The organism is Methylobacterium sp. NEAU K (assembly GCF_030700285.1).
Lineage (GTDB): Bacteria > Pseudomonadota > Alphaproteobacteria > Rhizobiales > Beijerinckiaceae > Methylobacterium.
Map to the genome: position 1 here is coordinate 1 of NZ_JAUYZJ010000037.1, position 15,079 is coordinate 15,079.

At 68.8% G+C, this 15,079-nt stretch carries 11 protein-coding genes and 1 pseudogene; 7 read left to right on the forward strand and 5 right to left on the reverse strand.

The window, feature by feature from the left end; genetic code table 11:
• Positions 1-101: 101 nt before the first annotated feature.
• Positions 102-456: pseudogene (locus Q8W67_RS22530) on the forward strand (transposase); the annotation flags it as partial.
• Between the two features lie 447 nt (positions 457-903).
• Here the strand turns inward: Q8W67_RS22530 and Q8W67_RS22535 are convergent.
• A complete protein-coding gene (locus Q8W67_RS22535; protein ID WP_370693935.1) occupies positions 904-3,177 on the reverse strand; it encodes a glycosyl hydrolase family 65 protein in 2,274 nt (757 codons plus the stop codon).
• Between the two features lie 14 nt (positions 3,178-3,191).
• A complete protein-coding gene (locus Q8W67_RS22540) occupies positions 3,192-3,932 on the reverse strand; it encodes an HAD family phosphatase (RefSeq protein ID WP_305550016.1) in 741 nt (246 codons plus the stop codon).
• A 314-nt stretch (positions 3,933-4,246) separates the two neighbouring features.
• On the opposite strand from Q8W67_RS22540, the gene Q8W67_RS22545 reads away from it, so the two are divergent.
• Both Q8W67_RS22545 and Q8W67_RS22550 read left to right on the forward strand, forming a co-directional pair.
• Positions 4,247-6,985, forward strand: a complete 2,739-nt coding sequence (locus Q8W67_RS22545; RefSeq protein WP_305550017.1) for an HAD-IC family P-type ATPase — start codon at positions 4,247-4,249, stop codon at positions 6,983-6,985.
• 193 nt (positions 6,986-7,178) lie between these two features.
• Positions 7,179-7,475, forward strand: coding sequence for a hypothetical protein (locus Q8W67_RS22550; RefSeq protein ID WP_305550018.1), 297 nt, complete (start codon positions 7,179-7,181; stop codon positions 7,473-7,475).
• A 35-nt stretch (positions 7,476-7,510) separates the two neighbouring features.
• Here Q8W67_RS22550 and Q8W67_RS22555 read toward each other — a convergent pair whose 3' ends face one another.
• Positions 7,511-7,966, reverse strand: a complete 456-nt coding sequence (locus tag Q8W67_RS22555; RefSeq protein ID WP_370693934.1) for an SPW repeat protein — start codon at positions 7,964-7,966, stop codon at positions 7,511-7,513.
• Between the two features lie 133 nt (positions 7,967-8,099).
• Here Q8W67_RS22555 and Q8W67_RS22560 point away from each other — a divergent pair, with 133 nt between their 5' ends.
• Both Q8W67_RS22560 and Q8W67_RS22565 read left to right on the forward strand, forming a co-directional pair.
• Positions 8,100-8,960, forward strand: a complete 861-nt coding sequence (locus Q8W67_RS22560; RefSeq protein ID WP_305550019.1) for a universal stress protein — start codon at positions 8,100-8,102, stop codon at positions 8,958-8,960.
• Between the two features lie 209 nt (positions 8,961-9,169).
• Positions 9,170-9,514 (forward strand): hypothetical protein, encoded by a 345-nt coding sequence (locus Q8W67_RS22565; RefSeq protein WP_305550020.1) that lies wholly within the window; start codon positions 9,170-9,172, stop codon positions 9,512-9,514.
• 119 nt (positions 9,515-9,633) lie between these two features.
• Here Q8W67_RS22565 and Q8W67_RS22570 read toward each other — a convergent pair whose 3' ends face one another.
• Positions 9,634-9,861 (reverse strand): hypothetical protein, encoded by a 228-nt coding sequence (locus Q8W67_RS22570; protein ID WP_305550021.1) that lies wholly within the window; start codon positions 9,859-9,861, stop codon positions 9,634-9,636.
• A gap of 616 nt (positions 9,862-10,477) precedes the next feature.
• Here Q8W67_RS22570 and Q8W67_RS22575 point away from each other — a divergent pair.
• Together Q8W67_RS22575 and Q8W67_RS22580 are read left to right on the forward strand one after the other, a co-directional pair.
• Entirely contained in the window at positions 10,478-11,521 is a 1,044-nt protein-coding gene (locus Q8W67_RS22575; RefSeq protein ID WP_305550022.1) for a helix-hairpin-helix domain-containing protein, read from the forward strand.
• A 377-nt stretch (positions 11,522-11,898) separates the two neighbouring features.
• Positions 11,899-12,546 (forward strand): BON domain-containing protein, encoded by a 648-nt coding sequence (locus tag Q8W67_RS22580; RefSeq protein WP_305550024.1) that lies wholly within the window; start codon positions 11,899-11,901, stop codon positions 12,544-12,546.
• A 698-nt stretch (positions 12,547-13,244) separates the two neighbouring features.
• Here Q8W67_RS22580 and Q8W67_RS22585 read toward each other — a convergent pair.
• A complete protein-coding gene (locus tag Q8W67_RS22585; protein ID WP_305550025.1) occupies positions 13,245-15,077 on the reverse strand; it encodes a long-chain fatty acid--CoA ligase in 1,833 nt (610 codons plus the stop codon).
• Between the last annotated feature and the right edge of the window lie 2 nt (positions 15,078-15,079).

Here is a 15,079-nt window from a genome sequence, read left to right on the forward strand (position 1 = left end):
TCGTCGACCCCGCCACCGGCGTCGTGCGCGAGGCCGAGATCTTCGTGGCCGTGCTCGGCGCGTCGAGGCTCCCTACGCCGAGACGACCTGGACCCAGACGCTATGGCACCAAGGCCTGCGTGATCGCTGACGGCAGCGTACGCGCCATCGCCTTTGGGCTGGCGCCTGGTCAGGCCCATGAGCTGCCTCACGCGGTTCCTCTGCTCGACGAACTGCCGGGTGTGCCCAAGTGATCGTGGGAGATCGCGGCTACACCAGCCACGCCTTTCGCGAGCACATCTGGAACATGGGCGCCCGGCGATCCCACCGCCGCGCTACGAGGCACCTGTGACCTGCCCGGACTGGATCTACAATAATCGCAATCAGGTCGAGCAGCTCTGTGCCAGGCTCAAGGAGTGGCGCGGGATCGCCACCCGCTACGAGAGGACCGCCGTCAGCTTCATGAGCGTCCTCTGAGTGGCCGCCGCCCTCGACTGGCGCAAGCGATGACGCGCCCTGGCGGAAGTGTTCGGGCATCCGCTTTGGAGACGCGGATTCGGCGCACTGAATGACCACAATGGGCGCAAAGCCGAATATCCGTTTTCGAGTGACGGGTTGCGGCTCGGTGAGGGTGCACATCGGCTCCGAGTTACCGGTTGGCAGCATGGCCTTCGAAATTATCTCGCAATCTCAATTACATAGATGATCGCATTTTCGTTCAGACTGGCGCGCCATTCCCACAGCTGAAACGTTACGATCTGCAGGACCGACCGCGGTCACACCGCGGGAAGCGGCGTGTATACGCGGCTGACGATACCGTCTGCAGGGGATGCGCGAGCGGCCGTCAGTCCTGGACCCCTGCCTGCGCAAGCGAGAACTCCTGCGGGTGAAGTCTCGGCCTCCGAGGGTCACGCGGTCGCGGGTTCATCCGCCCACGCCCTCAAGCCTCAGAGGCGCGGCGCCTGAGACGGCGTGCTTGATGCCCCCGACGAAGACCGTCAGGGGCGGTCCGCTTTCGAGGCTCACCCGCAAGCCCTGGGTCGCTTGGTCGAGGGTTACGGACAGCTGCCTTCCGCGCCACTGCACGCGGAATTCGAGACTGCGCCAAGCGGCCGGGAGGTGCGGATCGAAGGCCACACCGTCAGGGCGCAGCGACAACCCGGCGAAACCGAAGATCGCCGTCAGCCACAGGCCGCCGAGAGCTGCGATGTGGATGCCGCCGCCGATCGCCACATGGGTGTCGGCCAGGTCGATGGCCGCGCTCTGATGGAAGTATCGCAACGCTGTCTCCGCGCGGCCGAGCCGCGCGGCGGCGAGACCGTGCATGGCGCGGCTCAGCGAACTGCCGTGCCCGCACCGCGGCTCGTAATGGTCGAAGTTCGTCACGCCCGTCCCGTCGGGGAACGTCTCCGGCAGAAGGACCAGGAGCGCGACCACGTCGGCCTGCTTGATGACCTGCGTCCGCTGCGTCCGCTCGCGGCCCAGCACCACATCCATGGGGACCGAGCGTCCCGCGTAGGCTTTCAGGTCGACGTCTTCCAAGGTCGAGAAGCCGCCGAATTGCTCGAACAGGCCGGTGACCGGATCGAAGCCGGTCGCGATCGTCCGCCCCGCCTCCTGCCACTGTCCGAGTTCCGGCCCGTCGAGGCCGAGGCGCTGCGACAGGCAGGCCCAGGTCTCGGGCCAGCGTTCCTGCAGGAGGGCCGCGACCTCGAGGCCGCGCGCGATGGTCCAGCGGGCCATCCCGTTCGTGTAGGCGTTGTCGTCCACTCCCTCGTGATACTCGTCCGGCCCGATGACAGTGCGGATGTGGCGCAGCCCGTCCGGCTCCAGCGCGGCCCGGCTGGCCCAGAACCGGGCCGTTTCCAGGATGATCTCGGCGCCAGCCTCGCGGAGGAAGGCTTCGTCTTCCGTCGCCTGCCAATATTGCCAGACACCATAGGCGACGTCGGCGCTGATGTGCTGCTCCTGGCTGCCGCACAGGATGTCGAGGATCTTGCGGTCCGGGCCCACGGTCTGCTCGGGGGTGACCTCGGCGCCTGTATCGGCGGATTCCCACGCATAGAGCGCGCCTCGCCAGCCCATCGCGGCAGCTTTCGCGCGCGCGGCCGGCAGCGTGCGGAAGCGGTACATCAGCAGCGCCCGCGCTGCCTCCGGCCACGTCAGGCTGTAGAAGGGCAGCAGGAAGATCTCGGTGTCCCAGAAGACGTGGCCCCGGTAATCGTCGCCCGTAAGGGCGCGGGCCGCGACGGAGACGTGCGGATCCGCCGGGTTCACGGCTCCGTTTAGATGGTAGGCTGCAAAGCGCAGGGCGGCCTGTGCGGCCGTATCGCCCTCGATCCTGACATCGCTGCTGCGCCAGCGCTCGGCCCAGGCCGCCTCGTGCCGGGCGATGAGGCCTCGCCAGCCCAATGCCCGCGCGGCTGCCAGCTCCTTGCGGGCCCTGGAGCCGGAATGGACATCCAGGGAATGGTGGCGCGTCACGGCGACGATGCGCTGGAAGCTCACGACTTGGCCGGGGCTGGCCGTCCAGGTCCAGGACCATGTCAGGTCGCCTCGCTCCGTGGGCTGGCGCTCCATGCCGTCGACCTGCAGCGCCGCCGCCGCCGCGATGGCGAGGCTCCGGGCCGACCGCCAGGTGCGCCAGGCCCGGAGGTCGAGTTCCGCGCGTTCCGGAGCGAGTTCGAAGTCCGTCGGGCCGAACGTGGCCTCGAGCGTGAGGTCGCTGACCCCGGTCTCGATGTCGAGCTCGATCATCTGCATGCCGACCGCGCGCGCATCCAGCGACACCAGCCGCAAGCTGCGGACGCGCACGTCGAGGGGCGCGTTGGAGGTCTGGCGCGATTCGGCGAGGAGCACGCCGCGCTTCAAATCGAGCGTCAGCCCGCGCGAGGCGCGGTCGGGATGTCGCATCAGGGGGCCGTCCGGCAGCAGGATGCGGACCTCAAGCCAGTCGGCCGCCGGCACGAGTTCCGGGACGGCGCTGTCCGGGGTCGGCGTATCGAACAGCCCGGCCACGTAGGTGCGCGGCGGGACGGCCCGGCATGCCCCGAGATGGGTCGCGAGCCCGCCTCGGACGCCCAGGAAGCCATTGCTGATGGCGAAGCGGGTCTCAAAGGTGCTCTCGCGGAGGAGCTCGTAGCCGGTCTCCCGCAGGAGCCAGGCCGGATCGGCGGTGGGGGTCAGCGCCTGCTCCATGGTCCCGGAGACGATCACGCGGCCCCCTCCGACGGCCGCAGCAGCGCGAGCTCGTCGACGCGAAGGTCGTCCAGGCTCGCCACCACGCGATGGGCACCTGCGGCCCGCAATCCCGCCGCGTCGCCGAGCCTCGCGATCCCGACCGCGATCATGCGGGCGGCGCGTGCCGCCTGCACGCCTGCGGGTGCATCTTCGAACACGATGCATCGCGTCGACTCGACCCGCAACTCGGAGGCCGCGAGATGGAAGATCTCCGGGTCGGGTTTGCCGTGGCGCAGGTCGCGGCCGCAGACCTTGACCGCGAAGGCGTCGAGGAGCGTTCGGCCCTCGTCCAGGGGCACCCTGCGCATCATCCGCTCGGCGTTCTTCGAGGCGGAGGCCGCCGCCATGGGCCAGCCCCGGGCGCCGAGAGCCCGGACGAAGCGGAGCGCATCGGCGAAGGCCGTCACGCCCTCCGCCGTGATGATCGTGTCGAGGCAGCCCTGCTTGGCCGCAGCATAGCCGGCCGCCAGGCGCGCGGCATCCGGTACGCCGAGCGCGATCAGCGCGGCACGGGCGCCCGCGAGCCGGGATTTTCCCGCCACGTGCGCCTGATACAGGGCGGTGGTGAAGCGCGCCGGGTCGGCGAGGCCGCGGAGCGCCTCGCGCCAGGCGCGCTCATGGGGAGAGGCGAGCAGGACCCCATCCACGTCGAAGATGCACGCCCGGTCGGTGGCTGGATCGCCGCTTTCGGGTTGAAACCCGGACCCTGTCACCGCCCCCTCCTCAAACTGGCAAGCTGGCGGGAAGGCCGGCGGCGCCGGAGGACAGGACTGGTCGATGCTGGCGCAGGGCAACGAGAACCGACAGGAGGATCCTGCCCGCCCTGCGGCCTGCGCCGATTTTCTCGGTCACGCCTCGCACGAGCAGACCGTACGCCGCGCCGATTTGGTTTGACCTGGATCAAGCCGAGAAGCCCCCGGTCTCGAAGGCCCCGCAAGCGGCGGGGATGGGCCTGTCTTGCAGCTGCCGACGGTCGGGCCTTGATCCTGATCATGGCGCGCCGTGATGGGCGGGGAAATCTCGTCGCGTGATCAGCAGCCCTCTGCCCGCGATGCCGCCGTCTCCCTCAATCCCGGACGCGGATCGTGATCGACGCCCCGGGTGGCACGCCCTCGGGATCGAGGCTGCCTGTCGCCGTCTTGCCTGCACGGCGCACGGTCTCGACAGCGCCGAAGCGGCCGGGCGCCTCCGCGCATATGGACCGAACCTCCTGCCGGAAGCCCCGCGGCGCGGTCTCGCGCGAATCGTCCTCGGCCAGGTCGCGAGCCCGCTGATCGCACTCCTGCTCGCGGCTGCGGCCGTCTCTGTCGTGCTCGGCGATCTTGAGGATGCGGGCTTCATCGCCGTGGTGCTCGTCATCAACACCGCCATCGGGACCGCGCAGGAGGCACGCGCCGAGACTCATGCCGCCGCTCTCAAGCGCGCCATTCAGATCTTCGTGCGCACCCGGCGGGACGGCACGGTCCAGCGCATCGACAGTGCCGGGCTCGCGCCCGGCGACATCGTCCTGCTGGAGGCCGGCGACCGCGTCCCGGCCGACCTGCGGCTGATCTCCGCGGCGGAACTGCGGGCCGACGAGGCGTCGCTGACCGGCGAATCCCTCCCGATCGACAAGCGGGCGGACCACATCGCGCCCGAGGCGACGGCTCTGGCAGACCGGCTCGGCATGCTGCATGCGGGTACGACGCTGCGGCGGGGACGCTGCGAGGGCCTCGTCGTTGCCACGGGGCGGGGCACCGAACTCGGCCGGATCGCGCAGGCGCTCGCTGCGCCCGCGACCCAGCCTCCGCTGATCCGCAGGCTCGACCGCTTCAGCCGGCTGCTCGGCGCGGTCACGCTCGCGCTGGTCGGCCTCATCGTGGCCGTGCAGCTGGGCGGCGGTGCGCCTGCGCGCGAGACCTTCTTCGTCGCCGTCGCCCTGGCGGTCTCGGTCATCCCCGAGGGGCTCCCGGTCGCGGTCACCGTCGCCCTGTCCGTCGCCAGCCGGCGGATGGCACGACGGAACGTCATCGTGCGGCAGCTCCCCGCCGTCGAGGGTCTGGGAGCCTGCACGGTCGTCGCGACCGACAAGACCGGGACCCTGACCCTGAATCGGCTCTCCGCACGGCGCGCCTGGCTGCCGGAGCAGGGCTTCGTGTCCGTCGGTGAAGGCCAGCCGGACGGGGAGACCCTCGCCGCGCTCGGGCGATCCGCCATCCTGTGCAACGATGCGACGTCGGACCCGACCCTCGGCGAGGCGGGGGTGAGCGGCGACAGCGTCGACATCGCGCTCCTGGAGCTTGCGCGCGGCGCCGGCCTCGATCCGGTGGACCTGCGGACGCGGTCCCGGCGCGTGGCCGAGATCCCTTTCGCGGCGGAACGCCGGTACGCGGCGAGCCTCAACCGGGACGGCGCCGATCTGCGGCTTCACGCGAAGGGGGCCGCCGAGGCGCTGGTTCCGCGCTGTCGCGGCATCGCGGCCGCCGACGTTCTCGCGGCGGCCGAGACCATGGCGGCGGACGGCTACAAGGTCCTCGCCGTCGTGACGAAGCGCGTGGGTGCAAGCGCGGGCGCGACGGATCTCGAAGCCGAGTTCCGGGATCTGACCTTGCTCGGGCTGGTCGGGTTCATCGACCCGCTCCGGCCGGAAGCGAAGGCCGCGGTCGCGGCCTGCCGGCGGGCCGGCGTGGCCGTGAAGATGGTGACGGGCGACCACGCGGCCACCGCCCTCGCCATCGCCCGTGAACTCGGCATCGCGCAGGAGGCCGGAGAGGTCGTCACTGGCCGCGACCTGCAGGCGGGCCGCTCGGACGATCCGGCCGCGCGCGCGCGCCTCGCCGGTGCCGCCGTCTTCGCCCGCGTCGAGCCGGCGCAGAAGGTGCAGATCGTCGAGATCCTGCAGGCGGCGGGCCACGTCGTGGCCATGACGGGCGACGGGGTCAACGACGCGCCCGCCCTGCGGCGTGCCGACCTCGGCGTCGCCATGGGGCTGGGCGGCACCGACGTGGCCCGCGATGCGGCCGACCTCGTCCTGACCGACGACAACTTCGCCTCGGTCGTCGCCGGCATCGAGGAGGGGCGCGCCGCCTACGCGAACATCCGAAAGGTGATCTACCTGCTCGTCAGCACGGGCGCGGCCGAGGTCATCCTGTTCCTGTGCTCGGTGGCGAGCGGCCTCCCGGTGCCCCTCACGGCCGTGCAGCTCCTCTGGCTGAACCTGGTCACCAACGGCGGCCAGGACGTGGCGCTGGCCTTCGAGAGGCGAGAGGCGGGGATGCTGGATCGTCCACCCCGCCGTCCGGACGAACCCATCTTCGACCGCGTGATGCTCCGGGAAACCGCCGTGTCGGGGGTTTACATGGGCGTGGCCGGCTACGCCTTCTTTGCCCTGGCGCTGTCTCAGGGCTGGAGCGAGGGATCGGCGCGCAACCTGTTGCTCTTCCTCATGGTGCTGTTCGAGAACGTGCACGTCTTCAATTGCCGTTCGGAGACGCGCTCTGCCTTCCGGACGCCGCTCCGCAACAACGGGTCGTTGGTCGTGGCCGTCGCAGCGGCGCAGACCCTCCACATCGCCTCCGCGTACATCCCGGGGCTTCGCGAGGTCCTGCAGGTCGCGCCGATCTCACCACGCCTATGGCTTGTCCTCGGCTTGATGGCTCTCTCGATCCTTCCGGTCATGGAATTCGACAAGGCCCTGCGCGCCCGTTCGGGAAAGTCGAACTCGACGATCCACACCGGTTCCGACGACGCGGGAGCCGAATACGGGCGGCAGCATTCGGGGGCCTGAGCAGAGCTGCACGAGGCCGTTCCGCCTCAGTCCCGGTTCGGCATCCATTTCGCCGCCGCGCCGTTGAACACGTCGGCGCAAGAGGCTCAGATCCGGGCTTGCGCTGGATCAACGCATCCGGGGCCGACGCCGTACAAGCTCGGTTGGATTCGTGACCGGCCGCGCTGCGGCAGGCCCACGTCGAGGAGGATCGATGCGTGCGACCGCGGCCGATTGGGATGCCCGGGTCGACCGGCTGAACGGCCACCTCCCCGCGCGCGTCCGCGCCGCGGTCGACTGGCTGCGGAAGCCGTCGCGCCGGCCGGCGCGATTGGCGGCGGCGATTGCCCTGATCGGAGCCGGGTTTCTGTCGTTCCTGCCCGTCCTCGGCCTGTGGATGCTGCCGCTCGGCCTCGCCCTCCTGAGCGAGGACATTCCGGCGCTGAAGCCGCCTCTCGAACGAGCGGCGCGGGTCGTCGAGGGCGCCGTCGCGCGCCTTCGGAAACGGTAAGCTCCTCCCGATGGCGAGAGCCGGAGCGGTAGGGCCTATTCCTGGATCATCCGCGCCCTCTTGAGCCACGTCACGGCGGACACGACGGCCACTGTCCCGAGCGTGACGTGAGCCCATGTCGCGGGGTCGTTCGCGGCGAACCCGAGTGCCCAAGGGGCCAACAGAGTCCAGGCCCCGATGAGCGCGACCGCTTGCTCGAAGGCCGCGCGAAAGCGGATCTGGTTGGCACCCGAGAGCACGACGATCAGCAGACCGGGAAGGAGCGCCGAGGCCGCCGGACGCGCGTGATCCTCAAGGATCAGGACCCAGGCCGCCAGCACCAGCGCTATGCCGGCCGCGTGCTGCAGGCCGCCGATCAGGATCTCGTCCGTCCGCCAGATCAGCCGGGACGACGCGGCGTCATCGTCGGGTGGGGGCATGGGACGGCTCCATTCGGCGGCGGCGAACGCGGCGATGGCTCGTCCGGGCGGGCGGGCGAGGGCGGCGAGCACCAGACGTCCGCGGGGGGCCGATCGCCGATGAACACGGTTCGCGCTCCCGCGTCAGGAGGCGTTGCGCTGGATCAAGGCCGGCCGGCCGGGCCGGAGGAGACTGGGATGGCGAAGCCGCCCGGAGCCTTGTTCCATGTCGATCCCGTCCTCATCCCGGCTCACGACCGTGCGCGACATCCTGGTCGGCATCACCGAGGAGGGACGCGGGGATGAGGCCGCGGCATCCCTCGGCTACGGCCTGACGCTGGCGAGGGATGCCGGCGCTCACCTCACCGTCCAGTCCGCCTCGGTCAAGCTCATGGCCACCGGGCTGCCGCTCTGCGGGCTCGCCGATGAGATCATCGGCACCGAGAACGGCCGGCTGGCGCTTCTTGCCCGGAGCGCCGCGGAGCGGATCGCGCAGGACGCGGCGCAGGCGGGCGTCATCTGCACCACCGAGGCGCCCAGCCTCATGCATCACGAACTCGTCGCCCGGCTTTCGGCCCGCGCCCGCCTGCACGACCTGACGGTTCTCGACGCGGAGCCGCTGGCGGTCGCGCCGGACCGCGACCTGATGGAGGGCGTGCTGTTCCGGAGCGGCCGCCCCGTCCTCGTGGTGCCGCGGGGCTGGGACAGATTCCGTGCGCGCCGGGTCGTCGTCGCCTGGGACGGTAGCGCGCATGCGGCGCGGGCCGCGAACGACGCCATGGCCTTCCTGCGTGCCGCGGAGGCGGTCGCGATCGTCTGCGTCGAGGATACCGAGCGGCTGCTGTCGTCCGTGCCAGGCGCCGACTTCGCCCCGCACCTCGCGCGCCACGGGGTCGAGGTCACGGTCGACGATCGGCCCACGGAGGTCGATACCGCCGAAACGCTGCGCAGGGCTGCCGCGCAGTTCCAGGCCGACATGATCGTGATGGGCGCCTACCGGCATTCGCGGATGCGCGAGTGGATCCTGGGCGGCGTGACGCAATCACTGCTCGCCCGAAGCGCGCTCCCCCTGTTCCTGACTCATTGACGCTCGCGACGAGGGGGCTCGCCGCCGAAGAGGCTGCCGGTTCTCCGAGGTGTCAACGGTCCCGGATGCCCGAGCGGTCGGGGAGCGGTTGCATTGATCAATCTCAAGATCTGTATGGCCGATCTCCTGTATACGCGCTCGGAAACGCCGAAGCATCGGCGGGCATGAAAAGGCCCGGATGACCGATGCTTCGCCGCGCTGGAGGCACCATGAAGACGTTGGCTCCCCTGGTTATGGCTGCGGCGTTCGCGACGTCCGTGTTCACGACTACGGCGGCCGACGCCCGCGTCGGCTACCGTGGCCATCGCGGATATCATCCTGGATACAGCCATCGGGGTCGACATCGGTACTATCGGCTGCATCGTAACAGTGGTGTGGCCGGTGCCGTTTTCGCCGGCACGGCACTGGGCCTGATCAATGCCGCCATCGCCGCGTCGTGGGCACCGCGTTACTACCCTTACGGCTACTACGGCCCCTACTACAACGCGTGCTACAATCCGTATTGCGGCGGGTATTATTATGCTTATCCGCCTGCATATATTGTAGGTTGGTGATGCAAATAATATTACCTGATATTTATTAATCATCATTGTCTCGGTGGTTGGAAGTTGCCGGGTGCTCCGGCCGCGTGTTCCGCCCTGAATGTCATCATCGTCCAGGCGGCAAAAGGATTCTATTCATCGCCCATCTCCTCGTGATCCACGAGTTCGTCTTCCGTGCCGGCCTTGCTCAGGTAAGCGCTGAGGTCCTCGATCAGCGCTTTGATCTGACTCTCTGTCGCGACGATCTGGTAGGCCTCGCCATTTTCGTCCTCGATGGTGAGCTGGCAGCCGGCTGAGACTTCCTCGGTGAGGACTCGATCGAGCTTTCTGATCGGGGACATCACACCCTGCGCTTTCATGTCTGAAGTTCAAGCTACAAAAATTGACGGGCAGGCCGGAGATATTGTGTCAGCCGCCGCGGTGCATCTCTGGGCGTTATCTTGTGTTCCAAGTCTATCGTCCGCATTTTATTGTCGCGCATGCGAGCCGGGAGGGTTCCCTTTCCGCCAGCGCCACGAGAGCTCGCGCGCCAAAAGCGGCCGCTTTGCTCCGCGACGAGCGGGGTGATCTCTGCGACCTGCTCCGATACGGAGGCCTGCCCTGAGTCCTGAACATCTCGCGGCGACAGGGCCCTGAACCTCGATCCTGACGGGAGCTTCATCGGGACGGCTCGTCGCTCAAGGCCTCGTTCGGGCTCTGCTCAAGACCACGTGATCAGCGATGGGCGCGTCGTCCGACAAATCGGGAGAGAAGCGGACACCACAGCTTTCAGAGTTGCTCGGCCTCACGATTTCGCTTTGATGCAAATCAATTCAGCGCCGTAGAAGGTGGGGATAATGCAATATTGTCCCTGGCACGGTATCGCTCAACGGGATGGGCGTGGTCGCCGGATCTGTTTCGTACGGCTTGCGACATGGTTTCCGTAACCCCAGCCGGCCGCGCGACACGGGGCATCGTAACCGCTGGAGTGGAACGATGAAGCCGATTGCGGACGACCGGACGGGATCTCCCCCGACGCTGCGGACTTCGTCCTCCGCGGGCGCGCGGCCGACGTGCAACCGAGCGGTGGCGGAGCGCTTGCGGGAAGCCGCCGATCTCCTCGACCTGACGAAGGCGGAGATATTCCGCGCCGCGGCCTACCGGAAAGCCGCCGATTCCGTGGCGCATCTCGGCCGTGATGTCCGTGAGATCGCGCAGGGCGGCCCCAACGCCCTGGAGGCTATCCCGGGGGTCGGTCGTTCGATCAGTCGCGCCATCAAGCAGCTCCTTGAGACCGGCCGCTGGCCATACCTGGAGCAGCTGCGAGGGTCGGCCGATCCGGTTCAGCTGCTTCGCACCCTTCCGGGAATCGGCCCTGTGCTGGCCCGGCGCATCTTCGACACCCTGCACGTGTCGACGCTCGAGCAACTGGAGGCCGCCGCCGAGCTGGGGCGGCTGGATGAGGTCGCGGGCCTGGGTCCGCGGCGGGCAAAGATGCTGCGCGCCGAACTCGAAGCGGTGCTGTCGCGGATCCGTCGCCCGGACCAGCGGTCCGATCAGGAGCCTCCCGTGACGGTCCTGCTCGATGTGGATCGGCAGTATCGCGATCAGCTCGATGACTTGCCGAGGATCGCGCCCCGCCGCTTCAATCCCGGCGGCGCGGCATGGCTCCCGGTCCTCCATACCCGGCGGGCCGATTGGACCTTCACGGCGCTCTACTCGAATTCGGGGCGGGCCCACGAACTCGGCAAGCAGCGCGATTGGGTGGTGATCTCATTCAGTTCGCGCCGCGGGCCGGAAGGCCAGCGCACTGTCGTGACGGAAACGCATGGGGCCCTGGCCGGCCGCCGGGTGGTACGCGGGCGGGAACAGGAATGCCTGTCCTGCTTCCCGGATCACGACATCGCGCCCGCGCGCCTTCCGGGGCAGCCGTCCCCGCCGCCCTACGGACCGCCGCCACTGGAGATCGAGCCGACGCCGCAGAGGAGGCTCGGGCCACATTCCCCCGACTCCGTCGAGGGATCACGGAGCGCGCGATGACCATGCCGGACGAGCCAGCCCCGCAACCGACGCCGGCCGACCCCTATCCGGCTCCGGCCCATCCTGCCGAGCCGCCAGAGGTGCCCCAGCCCGAGCCGGCGGGTGTGCCCGCCATGCCGCCCGACCTGTCGCCCGAGAGTGAGCCGCTCGGCGTGCCGCCGGGCGCGCCATTCGAAATACCCTCCTCTCCGACCCTTCCGCAGCCATGGGCGTGGCCCGGGACCGGCGCGCGATAGATCCGATTCGCGTGCCATCGAGCATGATTTTCATCTGATTTTTGCTGTAGATGTATCGATTTAATGTTTATATTTCTAAACTAAATACAATCATATTGGCGAAATGATTTTGGGATCAGCTTCTGAATTCGGAGTCAGGCCATGGACGATAAGACGGTACAACAGCACGTCGTCGACGAGCTGGCCTTCGAGCCCAGCGTCGATGCGGCCAATATCGGCGTGACCGTCGACGATGGGGTCGTCACCCTCAGCGGGCACGTCGACAGCTACTCGGAGCGCTACAATGCCGAGCGTGCCGTGAAGAAGGTCAAGGGCGTGCGCGCTGTCGTGATCCACCTCGACGTTCTCTTCCCGTCCACGCCACGACCCAAGGACGAGGATCTCGCCCGCCGCGCGCTCCAGGTCCTCGACTGGAACGCGCAGGTGCCGAAGGGCGCGGTTCAGGTGAAGGTCGATGCCGGGCGCATCACGCTCAGCGGCCAGATCGAGTGGCAGTTCCAGAAGAAGGCGGCTGAGGCGGCGGTGCGGCGGCTATCCGGCGTCAGCAGCATCATCAACCTGATCGCGATCACGCCGAAGGCGAGTGCGCCTGCGATCCGCGAGACGATCGTGGCGGCCCTGAAGCGCGAGCCGGAACTCGAAGCGGACCACATCACCGTCCGGGTCGATGGCTCGAGGGTTACGCTCGAGGGGCGCGTGCACGCGTGGCACGAGCGCGATGTCGTCGAACGTGCCGCCTGGGCGGCACCGGGGGTCACGGCCGTCGAGGACCGGTTGGCCGTCGCCTGAGGCTGCGTGGCCGTTTCGACGGCCTGCAGAACCGGCGTGTTGTCCAGTTGTCGACCGATGGACCGGGCTCCCGATGATGGCCGGCGGATGATTGCGATCCACCGGAACGATCCGGACCGGTGGAACGCCAACCGATGGGATCCCGGTTCGTGCGGGGCGGATCGACCTCGGCACACGGCCGGTCACCGTCCCGTCCGCCCGGGGCCTTCGCCGACGGGATGGCCCGACCCATCCCGTCGGCAGGACAACGCCAGTGCTCAGGGTCAACCTGCGGAGGTGCAACTATGTTGGCCGAACGGACGGACTGTCTCACGCTCCATATCGAACCGTGCGCGAACGATCGATCGCGGTTTACTTGGTCCGTCCGAGACGGCCGCCATAGGGTGCGGCAATCGCTCTATTCATCGCCTGATCCGGAAGCGGCGCTACGGGCCGGCCACGTCGCTCTGCGGGAAGCCACCGATCTGTGGCATGACAGTCATCGGCCGCCCAATCCCGACACGATCGTCCCATCGCATCAGCTGAGCGGCATGGCGCAATGCGGTTTCCGGCTGGAAAACTCGGCCGATCGTCCCGCGCCGTCATCGTGAGTCGATGGATTGCTGTGCTGCGCTCGCAAAGTCGGTGACAGATGGGGCGGGTCCTTCAACAGAAAAATATAATATTTTTCTTCGCAAGATACGTGGATAAGATGGGTCTTATCTACGGCATAATCGCTTGTACTGTAGATCGTGGAGCATGGCTTTGATTTCCGGCCCATATTGCTGCTGGATGGCCGACCGGCGCAGTTTCAGCGTTGGGGTGATGAGGCCCCGCTCGATCGTCCAGGGCTCGCGGAGCAGGCTCACGGCACCGACCCGGGCTGCGGGGAGAAGGTGCTGCATGTGCGCCGCGATCCGGTCCAGCGCGGCTCCGCGCGCGGCCGAAGCGAGGAGGGACGCGTCCGCTTTCGGATCCAGGCCGAGATCCTGAGCAAATGTCTGCCAGGCGTTGGGGGCGACCACGGCCAGCGCCGTCAGTCGCGGCTGGCCGTCGCCCACGAGCATCACCTGGTGGAACAAGGGGTCCTGCCGGATCGCCGCCTCGATCCCGTCGGGCCAGATCTTCTCCCCGTTCGAGAGGACGATCCCGTCCTTCAGCCGCCCGCGGATGAACAGGAGGCCGTCACGCAGCGTGCCGAGGTCGCCGGTGCGCAGCCAGCCGTCGTGCAGGGCCTGCGCGCTCATGTCCGGAAGCCCCCAATAGCCGTGCATCACGCCCGGCGAGCGCACCAGGATCTCGCCCGTCTCGGCGATGCGCAGGTCGATCCCGGGCAGCGGTGGGCCGACGCAGCCCGGAATCGTGGCGCCGACGCGGAACCCGGTCACCGCGGATGCGGACTCCGTGAGGCCGTAGCCCTCCACCAGCGGGAAGCCGAGACTGAGGCAGAACCGTGCCGTGTCCTCGGAGAGCGGAGCGCCACCGGATACCGCCAAGCGAACGCGACCGCCGAACGAGGCGAAGATCGGCCGCGAGACGATGGCGTACAGAAGCCGCCAGAGCAGAGCGGCGAGGAGGCCGACGGGGCGACCGTCGCGCGCTGCCTCGAAGACCTGCCAGCCGCGCGCGAGCGCCAGCCCCAGCAGCCAGCGCCCGAGGACGTTGCGGCGGCCGACCGCCAGCGCGCGCTCGTGAAGGCGATCGAGCAGACTCGGCACCACCAGCAGGATGGTCGGCCGGGCGACGAGCAGATCCTCGCGCATGTGCTCGACCGAGCGTGCGAACACGACCCGCGCCCCCAGGATGAGCGGCAGGTAGCAGCCGACGACGCGTTCGAAGATGTGGGTGAGGGGCAGATAGGACAGGAACACGTCGCGGTCGGAGCCCGGGTTCCGCGCCAGCACCGCCCGCGCCACGGCCAGGAGATTGCGGTGCGTCAGCATCACGCCTTTGGGCTTGCCGGTCGTGCCGGACGTGTAGACGATCGTGGCGAGCGCATCCGGATCGGGAGCCAGGGGGGCGCTCGATCGCCCGCCATACGCGGCGAGCCAGTCGCCGAGGGCGCAGGCCCGTCCGTCTTCGAGCAAGGTCTCGGGCGCATCGACGATGACGACGCGCTTCAGGAGCGGAGCGGCGTCCGGGCCGAGGCTCTGCCAATCCTCGGGGCTCTGCACGACGATGAAGGCGGCGCCGGAATCCTCCAGGATTGCCCGCAGGCTCGCGCGCGAATCCTTCAGGAACAGGGGCACGACGACGAGACCGAGCGACAGCGCGGCCTGATCGAAGCACACCCATTCGAGGCCGTTCGGCAGCCAGAGCGCGATCCGCTCGCCGGGCCGCAGCTTCTCAGCCGCCAAGCCCGCGCGCCGCTCCTCGACGCGCGCCGCCACCGCGCTCCAGCTCCACGGCCGGAAGGCTCGCGCCTGCCGGTCGTAGGCGACGTAGGCGGTCTCGGTCCCGCGCCGCTTGGCCTGCTCCTCCAGAAGCTCGGGGATCGTGCTGGGGGCGGAACGGTCGGGATCGGCCACCGGATCGAGCGGGAACGCGCGCATGG